The sequence below is a fragment of the Betaproteobacteria bacterium genome, from assembly GCA_016720065.1.
Taxonomy (GTDB): Bacteria; Pseudomonadota; Gammaproteobacteria; order Burkholderiales; family Rhodocyclaceae; genus SSSZ01.
In genome coordinates this window covers 2,159,855-2,180,418 of the sequence record JADJXY010000002.1, presented here as the reverse complement: position 1 = coordinate 2,180,418, position 20,564 = coordinate 2,159,855, and the positions used below count along the sequence as shown (strand labels likewise).

15 protein-coding genes are annotated in these 20,564 nt (G+C 67.8%); 10 read left to right on the top strand and 5 right to left on the bottom strand.

From position 1 onward, the window contains the following. Positions 1 to 7 precede the first annotated feature (7 nt). Genes IPM73_13365 through IPM73_13330 form a run of 8 tightly spaced genes read left to right on the top strand, consistent with a single transcriptional unit; the run spans position 8 to position 11,533 of the window. Positions 8 to 1,234, top strand: a complete 1,227-nt coding sequence (locus tag IPM73_13365) for a glycosyltransferase, exosortase A system-associated (GenBank protein ID MBK8918987.1) — start codon at positions 8 to 10, stop codon at positions 1,232 to 1,234. A 14-nt stretch (positions 1,235 to 1,248) separates the two neighbouring features. Continuing rightward, positions 1,249 to 3,174 (top strand): asparagine synthase (glutamine-hydrolyzing), encoded by a 1,926-nt coding sequence (gene asnB, locus IPM73_13360; protein ID MBK8918986.1) that lies wholly within the window; start codon positions 1,249 to 1,251, stop codon positions 3,172 to 3,174. Then, positions 3,171 to 4,361 carry a TIGR03087 family PEP-CTERM/XrtA system glycosyltransferase gene (locus tag IPM73_13355; GenBank protein ID MBK8918985.1) on the top strand — a complete coding sequence of 397 codons (1,191 nt, stop codon included), beginning with the start codon at positions 3,171 to 3,173 and terminating at the stop codon, positions 4,359 to 4,361. The genes asnB and IPM73_13355 overlap by 4 nt, the downstream gene beginning before the upstream one ends. Positions 4,362 to 4,392: 31 nt before the next feature. Beyond that, entirely contained in the window at positions 4,393 to 5,709 is a 1,317-nt protein-coding gene (locus IPM73_13350) for a UDP-glucose/GDP-mannose dehydrogenase family protein (protein ID MBK8918984.1), read from the top strand. Positions 5,710 to 5,748: 39 nt separating this feature from the next. After that, complete coding sequence (locus IPM73_13345) at positions 5,749 to 7,845, top strand: glycosyltransferase (protein MBK8918983.1); 2,097 nt, start codon at positions 5,749 to 5,751, stop codon at positions 7,843 to 7,845. Further along, entirely contained in the window at positions 7,838 to 9,154 is a 1,317-nt protein-coding gene (locus IPM73_13340) for a putative O-glycosylation ligase, exosortase A system-associated (protein ID MBK8918982.1), read from the top strand. The genes IPM73_13345 and IPM73_13340 overlap by 8 nt, the downstream gene beginning before the upstream one ends. Next, on the top strand, positions 9,151 to 10,527 hold the full coding sequence (locus IPM73_13335; GenBank protein ID MBK8918981.1) for a phenylacetate--CoA ligase family protein: 1,377 nt from the start codon (positions 9,151 to 9,153) through the stop codon (positions 10,525 to 10,527). The genes IPM73_13340 and IPM73_13335 overlap by 4 nt, the downstream gene beginning before the upstream one ends. Further along, positions 10,517 to 11,533, top strand: coding sequence for a polysaccharide deacetylase family protein (locus IPM73_13330; GenBank protein MBK8918980.1), 1,017 nt, complete (start codon positions 10,517 to 10,519; stop codon positions 11,531 to 11,533). Before IPM73_13335 ends, IPM73_13330 begins: the two co-directional genes overlap by 11 nt. A gap of 6 nt (positions 11,534 to 11,539) precedes the next feature. On the opposite strand, the gene IPM73_13325 is transcribed toward IPM73_13330, so the two are convergent. From IPM73_13325 to IPM73_13315, 3 genes are read right to left on the bottom strand one after another with little or no spacing between them, the layout of a single operon-like run. Further along, the gene (locus IPM73_13325) at positions 11,540 to 13,339 is read right to left on the bottom strand and encodes an asparagine synthase (protein MBK8918979.1); all 1,800 of its coding nucleotides are present in this window, start codon (positions 13,337 to 13,339) and stop codon (positions 11,540 to 11,542) included. A 26-nt stretch (positions 13,340 to 13,365) separates the two neighbouring features. Beyond that, the gene (locus tag IPM73_13320; GenBank protein ID MBK8918978.1) at positions 13,366 to 14,577 is read right to left on the bottom strand and encodes a pyridoxal-dependent decarboxylase, exosortase A system-associated; all 1,212 of its coding nucleotides are present in this window, start codon (positions 14,575 to 14,577) and stop codon (positions 13,366 to 13,368) included. 30 nt (positions 14,578 to 14,607) lie between these two features. Further along, a complete protein-coding gene (locus tag IPM73_13315; protein MBK8918977.1) occupies positions 14,608 to 16,185 on the bottom strand; it encodes an acyl-CoA ligase (AMP-forming), exosortase A system-associated in 1,578 nt (525 codons plus the stop codon). Between the two features lie 221 nt (positions 16,186 to 16,406). On the opposite strand from IPM73_13315, the gene IPM73_13310 reads away from it, so the two are divergent. Both IPM73_13310 and IPM73_13305 read left to right on the top strand, forming a co-directional pair. Continuing rightward, positions 16,407 to 17,129 (top strand): hypothetical protein, encoded by a 723-nt coding sequence (locus IPM73_13310; GenBank protein ID MBK8918976.1) that lies wholly within the window; start codon positions 16,407 to 16,409, stop codon positions 17,127 to 17,129. A 102-nt stretch (positions 17,130 to 17,231) separates the two neighbouring features. After that, on the top strand, positions 17,232 to 18,560 hold the full coding sequence (locus IPM73_13305) for a glycosyltransferase (protein MBK8918975.1): 1,329 nt from the start codon (positions 17,232 to 17,234) through the stop codon (positions 18,558 to 18,560). Positions 18,561 to 18,694: 134 nt separating this feature from the next. On the opposite strand, the gene IPM73_13300 is transcribed toward IPM73_13305, so the two are convergent. Together IPM73_13300 and IPM73_13295 are read right to left on the bottom strand one after the other, a co-directional pair. Then, positions 18,695 to 18,916 (bottom strand): hypothetical protein, encoded by a 222-nt coding sequence (locus IPM73_13300; GenBank protein MBK8918974.1) that lies wholly within the window; start codon positions 18,914 to 18,916, stop codon positions 18,695 to 18,697. 72 nt (positions 18,917 to 18,988) lie between these two features. Beyond that, positions 18,989 to 20,461 carry a lipopolysaccharide biosynthesis protein gene (locus tag IPM73_13295; GenBank protein ID MBK8918973.1) on the bottom strand — a complete coding sequence of 491 codons (1,473 nt, stop codon included), beginning with the start codon at positions 20,459 to 20,461 and terminating at the stop codon, positions 18,989 to 18,991. Positions 20,462 to 20,564 lie beyond the last annotated feature (103 nt).

Genomic DNA, 20,564 nt, shown 5'->3' with positions numbered 1-20,564 from the left:
CCGTCCCCTGCGGGTGCTGCACGTCCTCGACCACTCGATTCCGCTGCACAGCGGCTATGCCTTCCGCACCCTGGCCCTCCTGCACGAGCAGCGGGGCTTCGGCTGGGAGACCCTGCATCTCACCACGCCCAAGCAAGGCCCCGGCGAGGCCCTGGAGGAAACGGTGGACGGCTGGACCTTCCATCGCACGCCCGCCACGGCCGCCATGGCCGGTTTGCGGGGCTACTTCCGCCAGATGGACGCCACCCAGGCGCGACTCGAGGAACTGATCTGTCTCTTTGAACCGGACATCCTGCATCCCCATTCCCCGGTCCTCAACGCCATCCCGGCCCTGCGCGCCGGCCGGCGGCGCGGCGTGCCGGTGGTCTATGAGATGCGCGCCTCCTGGGAAGATGCGGCCGTCGACCACGGCACCACCCGGGAAGGCAGCCTGCGCTACCGCATCGGTCGGGCGCTGGAAACCTGGGCCCTGCGGCGGGCCGCCGCGGTGACTACCATCTGCGAAGGGCTACGGGGGGACATCCTCTCCCGCGGGGGCATCCCTGCCTCCAAGGTGACCGTCATCCCCAACGCCGTCAATGTCGAAGCCTTCGCCTATGGCCAGGCGCCCGATCCCGAATTGCGGCAGCGTCTGGGGCTCGAAGGGGCCACCGTCCTGGGCTTCGCCGGCTCCTTCTACGGCTACGAAGGCCTCGACCTCCTGCTGGAAGCCTTCGCCCTGCTGGCCCCGCGCTTTCCCGATCTCAAGGTGCTGCTCGTCGGGGGCGGTCCCCAGGCGGCGGCGCTGCGCGATCAGGCCGTCGCCCTGGGGCTCGCCGACCGCATCGTCTTCAGCGGCCGGGTGCCCCACGCCGAGGTGCAGCGCTACTACAGCCAGATCGACCTTCTCTGCTACCCCCGCAAGCCCATGCGTCTCACCGAACTGGTGACGCCCTTGAAGCCCCTGGAGGCCATGGCCCAGGGCAAACTCCTCGTCGCTTCCGACGTGGGGGGGCACCGGGAATTGATCCGCGACGGCGAAACGGGGATTCTCTTCCCGGCCAATGACAGCCAGGCCCTCGCGGTCGCGGTGGCCCGACTCCTGACCGATCGCCATCGCTGGCAGGCCATACGCGAGGCCGGTCGCGCCTTTGTCGAGCGCGAGCGGACCTGGACGCGCAGCGCGGAAAACTACCGCAACGTCTACCGTCGCCTCCTGCCGCCCCAGCGGCAGGCCGTGTTAGGCCCCCATTAAGAGAGAGCGCTGCCATGTGCGGCATTTACGGCATCATCCATCTCGACGGCACTCCTGCCGATCCAGCGCTCATGCCCCTCATGGGCGACGTCACCCGCCACCGGGGGCCCGACGACCACGGCTGGCACCACGACGGCAACTGCGTCATCGGCATGCGCCGCCTGTCGATCATCGATCTGGCGGGAGGGCATCAACCGCTCACCAACGAGGACGAGTCCCTCTGGCTGGTGTGCAACGGCGAAATCTACAATTTCCGCGAATTGCGCGACGAACTGAGCGCCCTGGGCCACCGCTTCCGCACCGGCTCCGACTGCGAGGTGCTGCTGCACGCCTACGAGGCCTGGGGCGACGATTTCGTCCTGCGCCTCAACGGCATGTACAACTTTGCGCTGTGGGATTCCCGCCGCCGCCGCCTGCTCATCGGGCGTGACCGCGTCGGCGTCAAGCCGCTCTACTGGCGCCGGGATGGCCGCCGCATCGCCTTCGCCACCGAGGCCAAGGCCCTTCTTGCCCTGCCCGGCAGCACGGCCGAGGTCGACCCCGTGGCCCTGGCGAGTTACCTCAACCTGGGCTACGTCTCGGCGCCCCGCTCCATGTTCTCCGGCATCGGCAAACTGCCGGTGGCCACCCTGCTCGTCGTCGAAGGGGGCGAGGCCTGCCAGCGCCGCTACTGGTCGCCGCCGGAAAAGATCGACGGCCGCGTTTCCGAAAGCGAATGGATCGAGCGCATCGCCGAGGGCATCGACCGGGCGGTGCGGGCCCAGATGGTTTCCGACGTGCCCATCGGCGCCTTCCTCTCCGGGGGCATCGATTCCTCCGCCGTGGTGGCCTGCATGGCGGCCGCCACGACACAGCCGGTCAAGACCTACGCCATCGGTTTCGGGGGCTCGGCGGCGGACAATTTCTACAACGAACTCCCCTACGCCCGCCGGGTGGCCGAGCTTTTCGCCACCGACCACCACGAAATCGTGGTCAAGCCCGATGTGGTCTCCCTCCTGCCGCGGCTTCTATGGCACATGGACGAACCCATCGCCGACACCGCCTTCATCACCACCTACCTGGTGAGCGAATTTGCCCGCCGCGACGTGACCGTCATCCTCTCCGGCGTGGGAGGCGACGAACTCTTCGGCGGCTATCGGCGCTACCTGGGCAACCACTACGCCGAGCGCTTCAATCGCCTGCCGGGGGCGCTGCAGGGCATGGCCAAGGGGGTGGGGCGGCTCCTGCCCGCCGACCGCCATTCCAGATGGCTCAACGTCGCCCGTCTGGCCAAGGGCTTCCTCGCCACGGCCGAGTTGTCCTTCGAGGAACGCTACCGCGCCTATCTGCAGATCATGGATCGCTCCCTGGCTGGGCAATTGCAGCGCGCCGCGCCGCAGGAGGCCTGGGATCCCCTGGTGGATGCCTTCGCCGGTGCGCGGCAGGACGATTCCTGCAACCGCATGCTGGCGGTGGATATGGCCTCCCAGTTGCCCGACGACCTGCTCATGCTCACCGACAAGATGAGCATGACCGTCTCGCTGGAATGCCGGGTGCCGCTTCTCGACCACGAACTCCTTGAAATGGCGGCCACCATGCCCGAGGCCGTCAAGGTCAAGGGGGGCGTTCTCAAGGCGGCCATGAAGAAGGCCCTGGGCGCCCGTCTGCCCGCCGACATCCTGCACCGCAAGAAGCGGGGCTTCGGCACCCCCATGGGCGCCTGGCTCAAGGGGGAACTGGGCCGGCTCCTCGACCGCCTGCTGTCCCCGGAAGCCATGGCCCGCCGCGGGCTCTTCGATTCCGCCGTGGTGCAGCGCCTGGTGGCCGACCACCGGGCCAGCCGGCAGGACTACACCGACGCCCTGGTGGCCCTGGTCAATTTCGAAGTCTGGGCTCGCGTCTATCTCGACCGGCGCTCCCACGAAGACGTGACCGTCGAACTGCAATCCTATCTCGCATGAACATCCTCTACGTCTGCCATCGTTTCCCCTTCCCCCCCAAGCGGGGCGGCAAGATTCGCCCCTTCAACATGATCCGCCACCTGAGCGCCCAGGGGCACCGCGTCACGGTCTGCTCCCTGGCCCGCTCACCCGCAGAGGCCCTGGAGGGGGAAGGCATCGCGGGCCATTGCCATCGCTACGAGATGGGGCGGGTGAGCAATCCCATCCAGGTCGTGCGCATGGTAGTGCGGCTGCCCCTGGTCACGCCGTCGTCCATGGGCTTCTTCTATTCGCCGGAGTTGAAGCGCAAGGTGGACGAGTTGCTCGCCGCGGAGTGCTTCGACCTCATCTTCGTCCATTGTTCGTCGGTGGCGCAGTACGTGGAACACGTGCAGGGCACCCCCAAGATTCTCGATTTCGGTGACATGGATTCGCAGAAGTGGCTGGAGTACGCGAACTACAAGCCCTTTCCCCTTTCCCTGGGCTACCGGCTGGAGGGCGCCAAGATGGAGGCCGCGGAACGGCGCCTGGCGCGCAAATTCGACCTGTGCACCGCCACCACCCGGGCGGAGTGGGAAACCCTTGAAGGCTACGGCGCGGCCCGTGCCTCCGACTGGTTCCCCAACGGCGTCGACGCCGGCTTCTTCAAGCCCGACGGCGGGGATTACGATGCCGACACCCTATCCTTCATCGGACGCATGGACTACTACCCCAACCAGGAGTGCATGTTCGATTTCTGCCGCAATACCCTGCCCCTCATCCAGGCCAGGCGGCCCCAGGCCAAGCTCCTCATCGTCGGCGCTGACCCCAGCCCGGCGGTGCAGAAACTCGGCGAACTGCCCGGGGTCACCGTCACCGGATCGGTGCCCGACGTGCGGCCGTACATCCTGCGCTCGGCGGCCATGGTGGCGCCCCTCAACATCGCCCGCGGCACCCAGAACAAGATCCTCGAAGCCATGGCCATGGGGGTGCCGGTGGTCACCAGCCCGGCCGGGGCCGGCGGCGTCGACGCCCTCGATGAGGAACATTTCCTGGTCGGCGACGGCCCTGCGGCCTATGCTGCTGCCTGTTTACGCCTCATGGAAGACGCCGGCGAGCGGGAACGCCTCGCCCGGGCCGGTCGGGAGCGGATGTTGAGCAACCACGACTGGCAGGCCTCCATGCGCCGCCTCGACGGGATCATCGCCCGGGTCGTGGCGAAAAACTAGAATTTCACCTTTGCACGATTGGAATCGCACTATGAATATCAGCATCTTCGGTCTGGGCTATGTCGGCGCCGTCTCCCTGGCCTGCCTCGCGCGGGACGGGCATCGGGTCATCGGCGTGGACGTCGATCAGACCAAGCTCGACCTCATCGCTGCCGGCAAGACCCCGGTGGTGGAGGAGGGCATGGTGGACCTCATGCAGAAGGTGGTGGCCTCGGGCCTCGTCTCCGTGACCCAGGACGCCGCCAAGGCCATGGCCGAATCCGAAATTTCCCTCGTCTGCGTCGGCACGCCCTCGGCCGCCAACGGCAGCCAGGACCAGAGCGCCATGCTGCGCCTGGCCCAGCAGGTCGGCGAGGCCATGAAGAAGAAGTCCGCGCCCCACGTCTTCGTCTTCCGCTCCACCCTGGTGCCGGGAACCGTCGAGGACGTTATCCGGCCCATCATCGAGGAAGCCTCCGGCAAGAAGGAAGGCGTCGATTTCTTCTGCTGCTTCCAGCCCGAATTCCTGCGCGAAGGCAGCTCGATCCGCGATTACGACAAGCCTCCCTTCACCATCGTCGGCTGCAACCACGACTACCCGGCGGACCGCCTGCGCTCCCTCTTCGGCCACCTGCCCTGCGAGTTCTACCGCAGCAGCGTGCGCTCCGCCGAAATGGTCAAGTACTGCTGCAACAACTTCCACGCCCTGAAGATCACCTTCGCGAACGAGACCGCCCGCCTGTGCGAGGCCCTGGGCGTCGATCCCTTCCAGGTCATGGACCTGGTCTGTCGCGACAGCCAGCTCAACATCTCCAAGGCCTACCTGAAGCCCGGCTACGCCTTCGGCGGCTCCTGCCTGCCCAAGGACCTGCGCGCCACGGTGTATCTGGGCAAGCAGCGCGACGTCGATCTGCCCATGCATGCGGGCATCCTGTCGTCCAACAAGGTCCACGTCGAGCACGCCCTCAGCAAGGTGCTGTCCACCGGCTCGCGCAAGGTGGGCTTCGTGGGCCTGTCCTTCAAGACCGGTACCGACGACCTGCGCGAATCGCCCCTGGTCACCCTGGCAGAGCAACTGGTGGGCAAGGGCGTGCAACTGCGCGTCTATGACCCCGAGGTGATGCTTTCCCGCCTGCTGGGCGCCAACCGCCGCTTCATCGACCAGCACGTTCCCCACCTGGGCGAGCTGATGCGCGATAACCTGGCCGAAGTGGCCGCCGAATGCGAAATTCTGGTGGTGGGCCTGGCCACGCCGGAAATTTTCGCCGCCCTGGAAGAGCACGTGCGGCCCGAACATCAGGTCATCGACCTGGTGGGGCTGCCGGCCAATGTGAGGCTCAAGGGGCGGGTCGAAGGGCTGTGCTGGTAAGGGGCAGGCCCCCCCTCGCGCACGGTGGCCTGCTTGCCCATGGCTAGGGGACTCTCGCGCAATACCCGGCTGGTCGCGCTCCTGGCTTGCCTGGCGGTGGTTATTGCCATCCTGGCCGACCTCGGCCGCTCGGCGCGGCCGTCGTCCGAGGCGGTGCGGCTGCGCAACGCGCTCCTGGTGCTGCCCGTGGCGGGGGAGCGCTTCGACTGGCTGCCGCCCCAATTCCCTGCCGAGTTCAAGACCGATACGGTGGCCCCCGACCCCCGCCTGGTCGAGGTCGTCAAGCAGGTCGCGCCCCAGGGGAGCGATTGGGAACGGGCTCTGCGCCTGGCTGGTCATCTGACCGAAAACGCCCGCGACGGCGGGGCGATCCAGGCCGATACCTGGACCGCCTACCGCAAGATTCGCGACGAAGGCCGCGGCTACTGCGCCGATTTCACCCAGACCTTCATCGCCCTGGCCCACGCTGCCGGCATCGTCGTGCGCGAGTGGGGTTTTTCCTTCGACGGCTTCGGCGGCCACGGCCACGCCGTGCTGGAAGTCTTCGATCGCCAGGCGGGGCGCTGGGTCTTCATCGACGTCTTCAACAATTTCCACGTCATCGCGCCGGACGGTACCCCGCTCAGCGTGGCCGAGTGGCGTGCAGCCCTCGCCGGGGCGGGAGCAGTGGGTCAGATCGTCTCCAACGGTCCGGGCCGTCTGGGCTTCATCCGCGAAACCGCCCTGCGGGACTACTATCGGCGCGGCCTGGAAGGCTGGTACCTGTGGATGGGGACCAATCTCGGCGCCTACGAGGGGCAGCCCCTGGTGCACCTGGCGGGGTCGCTCTCCCGTTCTGCGGAGCAGGCCGCCGCCATCCTGACCGGCGTCCATCCGCGCATCCAGATCCTCGCCACCCCCGGCAACGCCCTGGCCATCGAGCGTATGCAGCGCCTGCGCCTGCGGCTCCTGATCGAACTGCCGCTCCTGGTGCTGGCCTCGGGTGGTGCCGTCTTCCTTCTGTTGCGCAGCCGCCGCGGCCAGGGCGCTGACACAATGGGAGAAGCGCCCGCGGTGCTCCTGGTGGGGCCCCTGCCGCCGCCCTCGGGGGGGATGGCCAACCAGTGTCGCCAGTTGCGCGAATTCCTCGTCGCGGAGGGGCTGGAAGTCCATTTCGTGCAAACCAACGCGCCCTATGCGCCTGCCTGGGTCGGCTCCCTCAAGGGCCTGCGGGCCGCATTCCGCTTCGTGCCCTACCTCTTCCGGCTGTGGTGGGGCCTGGGGCGCAGTCAGGTGGTGCACCTCTTCGCCAATTCGGGCATCGCCTGGTACGTCTTCGCCCTGCCGACCATCGTCCTCGCCCGCCTGCGGGGCGTGCCCTGCATCGTCAATTACCGGGGCGGAGAGGCGCGGGCCTTCTTTGCCGCGGCACCCCGCTGGGTGGTGCGCAGTCCGGCCTGGGCTACGGCACTGGTCGTGCCTTCGGGCTATCTGGCCGAGGTCTTCCGGGAATTCGGCCATAGTGCCGAGATCGTACCCAATATCGTCGACCTGTCGCGCTTCTCCCCTTCCCGGGACGAGCGGCGCCCCGACGCGCCCCACTTGATCGTGACCCGCAACCTGGAACCCATCTACGACATTCCCACCGCCCTGCGCGCCTTTGCCCGGGTGCGCCAGGAATTTCCCGCCGCCCGTCTCACGGTCGCCGGCAGCGGCCCGGAGGAAGCGGCCCTGCGTCACCTGGCCGGCGATCTCGGCATGGGCGATGCCGTGCATTTTTCCGGGCGCATCGAGAATCGCGACATCCCGGCGCTCTACGCTCAGGCGGATCTGATGCTCAACCCGAGCCGGGTGGACAACATGCCCATTTCCATCCTGGAAGCCCTGGCCAGCGGCGTTCCGGTGGTGAGCACCGACGCAGGGGGGATTCCCTACCTCGTCACCCATGGGGCCAACGCCCTCCTGGTGCCGGTAGGGGCAGCGGAGGCCATGGCCGAGGCAGGCCTGCAAGTCCTGCGCGATCCCGCCTTGCGTCAGCGTCTGGTCGCCGCCGGACTGGAAGCGTCCGCCGACTACGCCTGGGAGCGCATCCGGCCGCGCTGGCTGGAGGTCTATAGGCGCTTCGCCGCTGGTGGAACGGTGGTGAGCCATGCGTGACATTGCCCTGGTCGTCGTCTTCGGCGGCCTGCTTTTCATGTGTTTCCGCCGCAGCTACATTGCCCCCCTGCTTTGGGCCTGGATCAGCATGATGAGTCCCCACCGGCTCACCTTCGGCTTCGCCTACAGCCTGCCTTTTGGGCAGGTCGCCGCCGGCATGACCTTCCTCGGCCTCTTCATCACCAAGCAGCGTTTCCGTTTTCCGACCAGTGCCCCGGCGGTGCTCCTGGTCGTCTTCTTCGCCTGGAACTGCCTTACCGCGGCCGTGTCCTTCAACACTCCGGAAGTGGTCTGGGCCATGTGGAGCAAGGTGGCCAAGATTCAGATCATGCTTTTCCTCAGCCTGCTGCTCATCGGCGGCAAGCAGCAGATCAACCTTCTGGTGGGGGTGGTGACCCTCTCGGTCGCCTTCTACGGGGCCAAGGGCGGGCTGTTCACCCTGTTGCGCGGCGGCGGCGGGACGGTGTGGGGGCCGCCGGGCAGCTTCATCGAGGGCAATAACGAACTGGGCGTGGCCTTCGTCATGGTCATCCCGCTCCTCTATTACCTGGCGGGACAGATGAAAAACATCTGGCACCGGCGGGCCCTGTTCGCCGCCATGTTCTTCACCTTCGTATCCACCCTCGGAACCCACTCCCGCGGCGCGCTCCTGGCGGTGGTCACCATGGCGTTTTTCCTCGGGGTCAAGAGCAAGCGTACCGTCGTCACCCTGCTGACACTCGCGGTGGTGCTGGGGGGCATGGCCGCCTTCATGCCCGACAACTGGACGGATCGCATGTCGTCCATTTCCAGCCACCAGGATCACTCCGCCCAGAGCCGGCTGTACACCTGGCAGATGATCCTCAACATGTCGGCCTCCAACCCCATTTCCGGCGGCGGCTACAACGTCACGGAAAACCCGGCCACCTGGCACCGTTATGCGGTCACCGAATGGGCCAAGGCCTATTCGCCCCACAGCATCTACTTCCAGGCCCTGGCCGAGCACGGCTATGTGGGGCTCTTCCTCTATCTGGCCATCGGATTTCTCACCTGGCGCCTCGCCTCCCGGGTGGCCAAGGCCGCGCGGGACGGTCCGGACGCCGACTGGGTGCCGCCCCTGATGCGCATGATCCAGGTTTCCCTCATGGGTTTTGCCGTGGGAGGGGCCTTCGTGAATCTGGTCAATTACGACCTGCCCTACTACCTCGTCGCCATCGTTGCCCTGGTTGCCCGGGACGTGGGCGACGGGCGTGCGCCGCTCCCCGTTGCGGTACCCGCGCGCCCGGCCGCCCGCAAGCCACGGCCGCCAACTGTCCGCCCATCCCCATGAGTGCCTATACCTCCCTGTGCAGTGGCCTGATCTTTCCCCTGCACGAGCGCCTGAAGCATCACGACTCGGTCGCCATCCGCCGCCGCCTCGAAGAGCAGCAGTACTGGTCGCGGGATCGCCTGGAGGCCTGGCGCCTGGAGCGCCTGCGGGATTTCCTCGCCCGCATCGGCAGGACCGTGCCCCATACGCGCCGCCTCTTTGCCGACCTGGGCTTCGATCCCCGCGATCTGCGCGAGGTCGCCGATCTGGCCGCGCTACCCCTGTGCGACAAGCCGACCCTGCGGGCCGCGGGCGACAGCCTGCGGGCCGAGGACGCCGGTCCCTTGAGCCGCTACAACACCGGCGGTTCCTCGGGCGAACCCCTGATCTTCTACATCGGCAAGGCCAGGAAGAGCCACGACGTGGGCGCCAAGTGGCGCGTGACCCGCTGGTGGGGCGTCGATATCGGCGACCCGGAGATGGTCGTCTGGGGCAGCCCCATCGAACTCGGCGCCCAGGACCGTGTCCGCCTGCTGCGCGACCGCCTGCTGCGCACCACGCTGCTGCCGGCCTTCGAGATGTCCGAGCGGCGTCTGGACGAATTCGTCGCGGCCATCCGCAAGCGGCGGCCGGCCATGCTCTTCGGCTACCCCTCCGCCCTCTCGCTCATCGGCCGCCATGCCGAAAGCCGGGGCATCGCCATGGACGACCTGGGCATCAAGGTGGCCTTCGTCACCAGCGAGCGCCTCTACGACGACCAGCGGGCCACCATCCGCCGCGTCTTCGGCTGCCCGGTGGCCAATGGCTACGGCGCCCGGGACGCGGGCTTTCTGGTGCACGAATGCCCTCACGGCGGCATGCATCTCCAGGCCGAGGACATCATCATCGAAACCGTGGGGGCCGACGGCCGCCCGGTGGCGCCCGGGATGGCCGGCGAAATCGTGGTGACCCACCTGGCCACCCACGAATTTCCCTTCCTGCGCTACCGGACGGGCGACGTGGGCATCCTGTCCGACAAGACCTGCTCCTGCGGGCGCACCCTGCCCCTGATGCAGGAAATCCAGGGCCGCACCACCGACTTCGTGGTGGCGGCTGACGGCACCATCCTGCACGGGCTGGCGCTCATCTACACGGTGCGCGACCTGCCCGGCGTCGAGCGCTTCAAAATCGTCCAGCACACGCGCCAGCACGTCGAGGTCCTGGTCGTCGCCGGCCCCCCCTTCGGCAGCGCATCGCAAGACCGCATCGTGCGCGACTACAAGGCCCGCCTGGGCCAGTCGGTCGATGTGCAGGTGAAGCGCGTCGACAGCATCCCGGCGGAAAAGTCGGGCAAATACCGCTACGTGGTCAGCCACGTCGAGGGCGCCGCATCGGGGAGTGGCGATGCGCGTTGACCCGCCACGCCACCGCGGCGCAACGGGGCCCGTCCTGGGGGCGGCCCTGCGCCGCTACGCCGGGCTCCTCTCGCGCGGCGCGGGCAAGGGGCGGCTCAATATCCTCATCTTCCATCGCGTGCGGGCAGAGCGCGACCCGCTCTTCCCCGGCGAGCCCGACCGGGAGGACTTCGACCGCCTGATGGGTCTGGTGGCGGAGAATTTCCATTGCATCGGGCTGCCGGAAGCCGTGGCGCGCCTGTCGGCCGGCCGGCCCCTGCCGCCCCGCGCCGTGGCCATCTCCTTCGACGACGGCTACGCCGACAACCGCACCGAGGCCGTCCCCGTCCTCCAGGCCCACGGGCTCACCGCCAGTTTCTTCGTGGCCAGCGGCTTCCTGGACGGCGGTTGCATGTGGAACGACCGGGTCATCGAACTCGTGCGCGGATACAGCGGGGCGGAAATCGATCTCTCCCCCATCGGCCTCGGTCGCTACGCCAGCGGCACGGTGCCCGAAAAAGCGGCGCTGCTCGACAGCGTCCTCATCGATCTCAAGTACCGGGAGCCGGCCGCCCGCAGCGAGGCCATCGACGGGCTGGCGGAAATCACCGGGGGCTCGGTGCCCCGCGACCTCATGATGAGCACCGCCCAGGTGCGGGAAATGCAGGCGGCGGGCATGGAAGTGGGGGGGCACACCCTGAGCCATCCCATCCTGGCCCGTCTGGACGACGCCACGATCCTGCGCGAAATCGGCGAGGACCGCGCCCGCCTGGGGGAAATTCTCGGGGCGCCGCCCAGCCTCTTCGCCTACCCCAACGGCAAGCCGGGCAAGGACTACCTGCCGGGGCACCCCGACCTCATCCGGCGCTGTGGCTACCAGGCGGCCTTTTCCACCGCCTGGGGCTCGGTCAACGAGTCCACCGACCTCTTCCAGGTGCCCCGCTTCACGCCCTGGGACCGCAGTCCGGCGCGCTTCGTCCTGCGCCTGGCCCACAACTACCTGCGCACCGCCTGCGACCGGGTGTAGGGCGCCTCATGCGCCGGTACGGGCGTCCTGGGCGGCGAGCCACTGCTCCAGCATCATCAGGATCCACACCATTTCGCCGTAGTAGCCCGGGTGTTCGGGCAGCAGGTTCGAGAACAGTCGGCTGACGAAATCCTGTCGCACGATGCCGCGGGTGGCGAGGGAATCCAGCGATTCCTGGGCCAGACGGCGCAGGCCGGGGTGTTTCACCGTCCAGGGGCCGAAGGGCAGGCCGAAACCGTGCTTCTTCTTGGTGAGGATGGCGTCGGGCAGGAAGCCGCGCAGGGCCTCCTTGAAGAACCAGCGCAGCTTGAGCTTGCGGAGCTTCCACTCGGGTTCCAGGGCGAGGGAGAAGTCGGTCAGCTCGGTATCGAGCAGGGGGAAGCCGACGCCGATGCCGGCCATGCGGGTGGCGCCGCGGACCTTGGGCAGGTCGCTGTCGGCCAGGGTGAATTTCCAGTCGTAGGCCAGCATGCGGTTCACCAGGGCGCCGGTATCACACTGGCGCCAGGTCTCCCGCCGCTCCTCCATGGGCGACTGGAGATTGATGGTGGCGAGGAAATCCGTCGTCAGGACGTGATCCGGCCCCAGGCGGTCCAGGAGATTGAAGCTCTCCAGACGGTCGGGCAGGGGGATGCGGGAATGGCGCATGTAGCCGCCGGCCTGGCGCAGGCCGGGAATCTTGCGCGGCCAGTCGGTATCCGCCAGCACCGGCTCCAGCAGGTGACGCCTGATGAGGCCCGGTACGTGGCGATAGGCGTCGAAAAGCCGCTGCGTCGCGTAGCGGGAATTGCCGCCGAACAACTCGTCGCCGCCGTCGCCGGCCAGCAGGTGCTCCATGCCGTCGGCCTGGGCGACCTTGGCGCAGTAGTAGGCCGGAACCGCCGAGGAATTGCCGAAGGGCTGGTCGTGGAAACGGGCCACGGCGGGGATGCCGCTGACCAGATCCTCGGGGGTGATGTAGTACTCGTGGTGGCGGGTGCGGAAATGCTTGGAGGCGATGCGGGCGTACTCCATCTCGTCGTAGCCTTCGGAATCGAAGCCGATGGAGTAGGTGTCGCAGGAAGCGCCGGTGGCCAGACAGAGCATGCCCGCCACGGTGGAGCTGTCGGTGCCGCCGGAAAGGAAGGCGCCCACCCGCTCGTGGCCGATTTCCCGGCGCACGGCGTTTTCCACCAGGAGGCGGAACTTGGTCTTGGCGGTGGCGAAATCGATCCGCTTGTGCTCCTCGAAATGGGGGCGCCAATAGGGGCGCACCTGGGAGGCGCCGTCCTGGAGCAGCAGCGCGGCGGCCTGGGGCATACGGCGCACCTGACGGAAAATGGTGCGCGGTGCCGGAATCATGTGAAAGTGCAGGTAATTGAAGATGGCCTGCGGGTCGAGGCTGCGGTCCCGGACGGCCACGTCGTCGGCGCGTTCGGCGAAGGCGATGCGCGAGCCTTCCCGGGCGTAGCAGGCCGTCTGGATGGCGAAGCGGTCGATGGCCAGCAGGAGCCGCCCCTCGCAGGGCGCCAGGATGACCACGCTCCAGCCCCCGCCCACCTGGGCCAGGCCGGATTCGCCGCGCTGGGCGTAGAGGCTGAGCCAGCGTTCGGCATCGTTGGACCCGGTGATCTGGGGCGGAAAGGCCGGGTGGCCCGCGGCGACGCACAGGCGGTCGTCCCGGCGGGCGAAAACCACGTCGGCGGCGTCGCTCCAGGCGAGGGAGCCGCCTTCCCAGTCGACGCGGCGATCCCCCACGCGGAGGCTCTCCGGGGCGGGAATCTGGCGCGTATCGAAGTGGCCGGAAAAAAGCGAATTCTTGGACATGAGGGAAACTCGGGGAAAGGCGCGGATCAGACGAGGACTTCGACCGGGGCCGGATGGCTCAGGAAGGCCTGGGGGCTGGCGCTGGGGCCGTAGGCGCCGGACTGGAAGACGACCACCAGATCGCCGGGACGGGCGGTGGGCAGGTCCATGCGGTCAGCCAGCAGATCGAGGGGCGTGCACAGGGGGCCCACCACCGAGGCCGTCTCCCGCGGGGCATCCGGGGCCAGGCGGTTGCCGATGGTCACCGGGTAATTCTTGCGGATCACCTGGCCGAAATTGCCTGAAGCGGCCAGATGGTGGTGCAGGCCGCCGTCGGCCACCAGGAAGACCTGGCCCCGGGAAATCTTGCGGTCCAGGATGCGGCAAACGTAGATGCCGGCCTCGCCCACCAGGTAGCGGCCCAGTTCGACGGTCAGCTCGCAGCCCGGTGCTGCGGTCTTGAGCCGCTGCACCAGGGCGGCGAGGTTCTCGCCGATGGGGGCCAGGTCCAGGGGCGTTTCGCCCGGGAAGTAAGGGATGCCGAAGCCGCCCCCCACGTTGAGGCGCCTGAGGGGCAGGCCGGCCCCGCTGGCGAGGCGCAGGGCGAGGTCCACGGCATTGCGCTGGGCTTCGCAAATCGATTCGGCGCGCAGGTTCTGGGAGCCGGAGAAAATGTGGAAGCCTTCGAATGCCAGGTCCAGGCGGCGCACCTCGGCCAGGGCCTCGGGCACCTGCTCCGCGTCGATGCCGAACTGCTTGGGGCCGCCGCCCATCTTCATGCCCGAGCTCTTCAGTTCGAAATCCGGATTGACCCGCAGGGCGACCCGGGCGGGCCGCCCCAGGCTGCGGGAGGCCGTGGCCAGCAGGGGCAGTTCCCGCAGGCTTTCGACATTGACCAGGATGCCCGCCGCGACGGCCTGCAGCAGTTCGGCCTCGGACTTGCCCGGGCCGGCGAAGCTGATTTCCGCCGCTGCGACGCCGGCGTCCAGGGCCACCCGCAGTTCGCGTCCCGAGGCCACGTCCATGCCGTCCACCAGGGGCGCCATGTGGCAGGCCAGGGCGGGCATGGGGTTGGCCTTCAGGGCGTAATGCAGGCGAACCTCCCGCGGCAGAACCTGGCGCAGGGTGGCGACCCGGGCGTCGAGCAGGCGGCGGTCGTAGGCGTAGAAGGGCACCCCGGCGCCCACCCGGGCGGCGAGGCGGGTGAGGGGAATGCCGCCCACCAGCAGTTCGCCGTGGGCGATGGGAAACTGATGCATGGGGGTGTGCACGGGAGCGCTCATGGCGACTTACTCGTAGAGATTCTGGAATTCACCGGACAGGAGCTTGCGGTCGATCTTGCCGTTGGGGTTGCGGGGCAGGGGGCCGGGGCGCACGTCGACCCGGGCAGGCAGCATGTAGATGGGCAGGCGCTCCCGGGCCAGTTTCAGCAGGGCGTCCACGTCCAGGGTTTCGCCCCGGGGCGTGGCCACGACGACGACGGCCTGGCCCAGTTGTGGATGGGGAACGCCGAAGGCCGCCACTTCCCCCACCAGTTGGGTGCCGTAGAGCACCTCCTCGATTTCCGTGGGGCTGACGCGGTAGCCGGAGGTCTTGATCATCTCGTCGCGCCGGCCGATGAAGTACAGGTAGCCTTCCTCGTCGCGGCGCACCGTATCGCCGGAAAAAACCGCGATTTCGGGCAGCACGAGACCGGCCTCCCGGTGCAGCAGGGGCTTGTAGCGCTCGGCGGTCTTCTCGCCATCGTTCCAGTAACCCTGGCCCACCAGGGCGCCACGGTGCACCAGTTCCCCCGGTTCGTTGGGGGCGCACTCGCTGCCGTCCTCCCGCAGAACCAGGATTTCCGCATTGGGGATGGCTTTGCCGATGGAATCGGGGCGCCGGTCCACCTGCTCCGGCGGCAGGTAGGTGGAGCGGAAGGCCTCGGTCAGGCCGTACATCAGGTAAGGCTTGCTGCGGGGCAGGGCGCGGCGCAGGGCGTCCAGGGTCTCCCGCGGCATGCGGCCGCCGGTATTGGCGAAATAGCGCAGGTGGTCGGTGACCGTCTCCGGCCACTTCAACTGGGTGAGCTGGATGTAGAGGGGCGGCACGGCGGTGAGGCCGGTGACCTTCTCGCGGGCGATGGCGTTGAGCACGTCCTTGGGCAGCAGGTAATTGAGCAGCACCACCCGGGCGCCCACGTGGAAGGCCGTGGTCAGTTGGCTGAAGCCGGCATCGAAGGACAGGGGCAGGGCGGCGAGCAGGGTGTCGTCGGCGCGGTTTTCGAGATAGCTCGCCACGCTCTTGGCCCCCGCCACCATGTTGCGGTGGGAGAGGACGACGCCCTTGGGGCGGCCGGTGCTGCCCGAGGTGTACAGAATGGAGACCACGTCGGTATCGATGACGCGGTGCGGCTCCCCCCGGGGGCCGGCCAGGGTTTCGCTCCAGGATTCCAGGGCGAAGGGCAGGTGCTCCCGCTCGGCGGGCAGTTCGCCGATGACGATCACGCGGCGCAGATCATGGCAGGCGGCGAGGGTTTCGCGCAGCACTTCGAAGCGCTCGGCCGAGGTGATGAGGATGCGCACGGCGCAGTCGGCCAGGATGTAGCCCACCTGTTCCGCCTTGAGCAGGGGATTGAGAGGGACGAAAACACCGCCCGCTGCCGCGGCGCCGAAGGCCGCGACCACGAATTCGAAGCGCTTTTCCAGATAGATGCCGACCCGCTCGCCGCGGCCCAGGCCCAGATGGACGAGGCCGCCGGCCAAAGACTCGATCTCGCCGGCCAGTTCGCCGTAGGAAAGCGTCTTGCCGGTATAGGTCAGGGCGGGGGCGGCCGGGGTGCCGGCGGCGGAGGCCAGGGGCAGGTGGTGCAGGAGGAAGGTATTCATGGCGACTGGATCGGGCGGTTCGTCTGCGGCCTCGCCCCGCCAGGGCCGAAGCCCGGCGTTGCCGGCGGGCCGCCGGGTCAAGGGGCGCAGTTTATCCGCAATGGGCAATCTTTGTCGTGAAGTATTAGGCAAACCGGGGGGCGTGCAGCGCCTATAATCGCGGCTGGCCATCGGGCATATGCCCGTCGCTTTTTTCCCCGCCGAAACCAGAGAACCCTCCCATGCAGACGACGCGATTTCTTATGGCCGCGGCCATCCTGGCCCTGGCCGCACCTCATGCCCTGGCGGAAGTGGCCACTGGCGAGGAGGCCTGCGGATCGGTTGCCGCCCGCGGTGGGCCCGGAGATACGGTCGGGCCCTTTGATTATCGCAACCCGCTGCCGGGCAAACTCCAGGTCGTCGAGGCCCATCACTTCACCCCCCGGGTCGCCAACCTGAAATCGGGTCAGAGTACTGCAACCATAGGCACCGACATCGATTTCACCCTGCGCTATTTTCCCAATCATCATCGGGCGCTCAACGCCATGGCCCGGCTGGCCGAGCGGGAGAAGACCGACCGACCGCGGGGTTCCAGCCATACGATGGCCTGCTGGTTCGACCGCGCCGTGCGCAAGGCGCCGGACGATGCGCAGGCACGGCTGCTCTACGGCATCTGGCTGGCCAAGCAGGGGGAAAAGTCCCTGGCCCGGGAGCAACTCCAGCACGTCGCCGACGCGGAATACCTCTCCCCCAGCGCGACCTACAACATGGGGCTCGCCTACTTCCAGATCGGCGAGCACGACAAGGCGCTGGAGGCGGCCCACGCCGCCTACGCCCAGGGGTTCTCGCTCCCGGGGCTCAAGGGGATGCTGAGCAAGGTGGGGAAGTGGAAGGAGCCACCGCCACGAGCGGCAGACAAGGCGCCCGAGCCCGACGCCGCACCCGCGCCGGAGTCGGCGCGCTGAAAACACGGCGCTTGTCGTTTGCGCCGCTATTCCCGGTGCGGGCGTATCTGTCATCGGGTGCCGCTGCACCTGCCCTTGTGTGAGTTTTGACCCGCTTTCGCCATGTCCACAACGTTTCTCGGTACCCTCCTCTCGACCCTCATCGGATATTCGCAACTGGCCGGCACGGAATTGCGCTGCCTGGCCTCGGCGATACGTCCTGCCAGGGGCAAACCGGTTCGAGTGGGCCTCATCGTGCGGGATTTCGCGCCGGCCATCACGGGTGGGGTATACCGACCCGCCGCCCTGGCCCGTCACCTCGTGCAGGCGGGGATGGAGGTGGAGGTGCTGGCCGTTACCGGGCCGGAGGTTCCGACACCGGCGGGTCTGCAACTCCTTGAACAGATCGGCGCCGCTGTCCTGATTCACCGTATTCCGGAATCGACCCGCGTCACCAGCTATCGCTTTTTCCCTCGCGTCGATGGCGGCCTGCTCAACGCCGTCGGGATCTTCGACCATGCCCGTAAAATCTGGCGCGCCGACCCGCCCCAGGTTCTCATCGCCTCCGGTCCCCCCTTTCATACCTTCATCGCGGGGTACCATCTCGCCCGTTACCTGGGCAGCAAGCTCATTCTGGACTACCGGGACGAGTGGTCCCTGAATCCCTTCGATTTCGTCCGCAAAGAGCCGCAGGACCGGGAGTGGGAGGCGCGCTGCCTGGCCAGGGCCGACCTGGTGACCGTCACCACTGCATCGCAGCGCGACTTGCTGGGCAAAACCTACCCTGGAACCCTGGTACACAAATGTGAGGTGATCGCCAACGGATGGGAGTCGGAAGGGGAACCGTCCCGGGGCGCCGTTGCACCGCCCGGCGATGAGCGCGCTCTGTTTCTCTTTGCCGGAAAGCTTGGCGGGCATACCGATCCGGAACGCTTCCTCGCTGCCCTGGCCGTCGTTTTGCGGGAACACCCCGGGCTTGAGCGCAAACTCGTGGTCCGCTTCGTGGGCAACAAGACGCCGGCCACCCAGGAGGCGCTTGCCCGTTTTCCCTTTCCCGGGGTGGTCGAAAGCCATCCCCTCGTTCCGCTGCACGAGGTCCAGGCGATGATGGGCGCGGCGGATGCACTCCTGCTCTTCCACGACGAGCGTTTCGAGCGCTACCTCCCGGGCAAGCTCTACGAGTACCTTGCGGCGCGACGGCCCGTTCTGCTGCTCGACGACCGGGGGGAATCCACCCGCCTGGTGCAATCGCTCAAAGCCGGCTGGAGCATGCAGAGTTGCGACGTCGCCGCCATTCACGCCATGGTGCTCAATGTCCTGGAACTCAAGTCCAGGCGGGAAAAAGAGGGGGTGCCCGAAAACCCCGACCTCGACCGCTGGTTACAGGCCAACACGCGAGCCCGCATGGCGGCCCGCTTCCAGGGCGAGATCGAGCGGCTCCTGGGGCGATAAGGCCGCAGGACGCGCGGCGTCCTTGAATCCTGACCTCGCCCGCTGCGCGGGAGAATCCCGGTATCGGGCGGAGGGGCGACTCAGCCCCGGGCGCCAGGCGGGCTGCTTCTCTTTTCCTCCTGGGCCTGCATCACTTAGCCCAGCCGCAGGTGGGCTTCCCACAGGATGTCGGCCCAGCGGTGGTCGCTGCCGGCCAGGCGCAGCAACTGGCCCTTGAGATAGCGGAATAGAAAGTCTTGGGGCATCCAGCGCGGGAAATTGAGCAGGCCGAACAGGCTGGTCTCGCGGGCGTTGGTGCCGCCGCTCCGGAGGGCGCGAAAGCGCTCGGCGCGGCCGAAGCGGATGGCCCGCTTCATGATCCACTCGCGGGTGAGGGCTGCGAGAAAAGAGTGATGATAGGTGCTGTTTCCGGGGCGGGTCGGGTGTGTTCAGGAACTGCGGCCGGGCCCGAGCCGTCCGAGGAGGGCCTTGACGCGTCCGAAGACCGGGTCGTCCAGGAGCGGGTGGCCCAGCGTGGCGAGGGCCAGAATCCAGGCCAGCGCACACAGGGCGGCCACGGAGACGAAAATCGTGAGCGATCCCTCGATCAGGCCGCTGGCTTGCAGGGTGCGCACCAGGATGGCAGGGGAGAGGGTGGTCAGGGCGAGGCTGAGGCTGGGGCGCAGTTGGGCGATGAAGCGCCGGGCATCGCTGGGCAGGCGGGTCTGCTTGAGGCTCAGGGCGATGTAAACATTGAGGGCGTAGACCAGCAGAAGCGCCCAGGCGAAGGCCTCCAGGCGAGGGAAGAAATAGGCGCAGGCGGCCATAAGGCCAAGGCGGATCGGCTGGATGGCGAGTTCGATGCGGGTCGTGGTGCCGATGTGGCCGCAGCCGGTCAGGGCCGAGGTAGCAAAAGACCACAGGACGGCGATCGCGCCGGCGGCGCAGAAGATGGGCACCAGGGGGGCGGCGGCGTCCCACTGGGGGCCGAAGAGGAGGCGCAGGGCTTCCAGGGGGAAGAGGGCGAGCAGGCCGTAGAAGGGCCAGGCGAAGGCCGCAGCGTTGGCGACGAACTTGGCGTGCAGGAGATCGACGTCGCTCCCTTCGCGCTGGGCCTTGGCGAAGGCCGGCAGCGCGACGTTGCGGATGGCGTTGAGGAAATCCCGGTGGGCCAGATTCATGACGCCCTGGGCGCGGCTCAGGATGCCGACCTCGGCGAGGCCCAGCACGCGGCCCACGACCAGATCGTTGAAACTCAGCGAGAGTTCGCTGACGATGCGCCCGGCGACCAGTTGGCTGCCGAAGTTGAGGACGCGCCGCCACTCGTTCAGGGTGGGCCTGTGCACGAGCCCTCCCCGGGCGGCGATGGCGGCTCCCGTGACGCTGACGCCGGTGGCGACGAGGGACGACCAGACCAGGCTCCAGTAGCCGAAGCCCAGGGCTGCGAAGCCCAGGGCCGCCAGCTGGCTCAGGACCGCAGAACTGGTGGAAATCCAGAAGAGTGCCTTGAAGCGCATGTCGCGGTTGAGGATGGCCAGCGCCGTGCTGCCGAAGGGAATGAGCAGGAAGGAGAGGGCGAGAACCCGCAGGACGGGTTCCAGGCGGGGCTCACGGTAAAACTCGGCGATGGGCGTGGCAAGGCCGAGGACCGCCAGACAGAGCGTCGCACTGATCAGCAGGGAGAGGGTGAAGGCGCTGCGGATGCGGTCCGGCGTCAGTTCCTTTTCCTGGATGAGGTAGGTGCCGACGCCGAATTCCCGCAGGACCTGGGTCAGCCCGATGAAGGCGGCGGCAACGGAGTAGAGGCCCACGTCTTCCGGCGTCAGCAGGCGCGCAAGGACGATGAAGGAGACCAGTTGCAGGCCCAGGGTCAGGTAACGGCCGCCGACCGACCAGAGGAGGGAATTGCGCAGCGTGCTCATGGAATGGAAAACACCCGTCGGCGGGGGGATTGAAGCGGGCGCTCATCTTATCCCGGGCGTGGGTCGGTCTCGCCAAAAAATGCACGCCATGCGAGGAGGAATG

Coding starts and splice junctions, on each gene's coding strand:
- asnB (MBK8918986.1), top strand. CDS start 1,249: ATGTGCGGCATTTACGGCATCATCCATCTCGACGGCACTCCTGCCGAT.
- IPM73_13355 (MBK8918985.1), top strand. CDS start 3,171: ATGAACATCCTCTACGTCTGCCATCGTTTCCCCTTCCCCCCCAAGCGG.
- IPM73_13350 (MBK8918984.1), top strand. CDS start 4,393: ATGAATATCAGCATCTTCGGTCTGGGCTATGTCGGCGCCGTCTCCCTG.
- IPM73_13345 (MBK8918983.1), top strand. CDS start 5,749: ATGGCTAGGGGACTCTCGCGCAATACCCGGCTGGTCGCGCTCCTGGCT.
- IPM73_13340 (MBK8918982.1), top strand. CDS start 7,838: ATGCGTGACATTGCCCTGGTCGTCGTCTTCGGCGGCCTGCTTTTCATG.
- IPM73_13335 (MBK8918981.1), top strand. CDS start 9,151: ATGAGTGCCTATACCTCCCTGTGCAGTGGCCTGATCTTTCCCCTGCAC.
- IPM73_13330 (MBK8918980.1), top strand. CDS start 10,517: ATGCGCGTTGACCCGCCACGCCACCGCGGCGCAACGGGGCCCGTCCTG.
- IPM73_13325 (MBK8918979.1), bottom strand. CDS start 13,339: ATGTCCAAGAATTCGCTTTTTTCCGGCCACTTCGATACGCGCCAGATT.
- IPM73_13320 (MBK8918978.1), bottom strand. CDS start 14,577: ATGCATCAGTTTCCCATCGCCCACGGCGAACTGCTGGTGGGCGGCATT.
- IPM73_13315 (MBK8918977.1), bottom strand. CDS start 16,185: ATGAATACCTTCCTCCTGCACCACCTGCCCCTGGCCTCCGCCGCCGGC.
- IPM73_13310 (MBK8918976.1), top strand. CDS start 16,407: ATGCAGACGACGCGATTTCTTATGGCCGCGGCCATCCTGGCCCTGGCC.
- IPM73_13305 (MBK8918975.1), top strand. CDS start 17,232: ATGTCCACAACGTTTCTCGGTACCCTCCTCTCGACCCTCATCGGATAT.
- IPM73_13300 (MBK8918974.1), bottom strand. CDS start 18,916: ATGAAGCGGGCCATCCGCTTCGGCCGCGCCGAGCGCTTTCGCGCCCTC.
- IPM73_13295 (MBK8918973.1), bottom strand. CDS start 20,461: ATGAGCACGCTGCGCAATTCCCTCCTCTGGTCGGTCGGCGGCCGTTAC.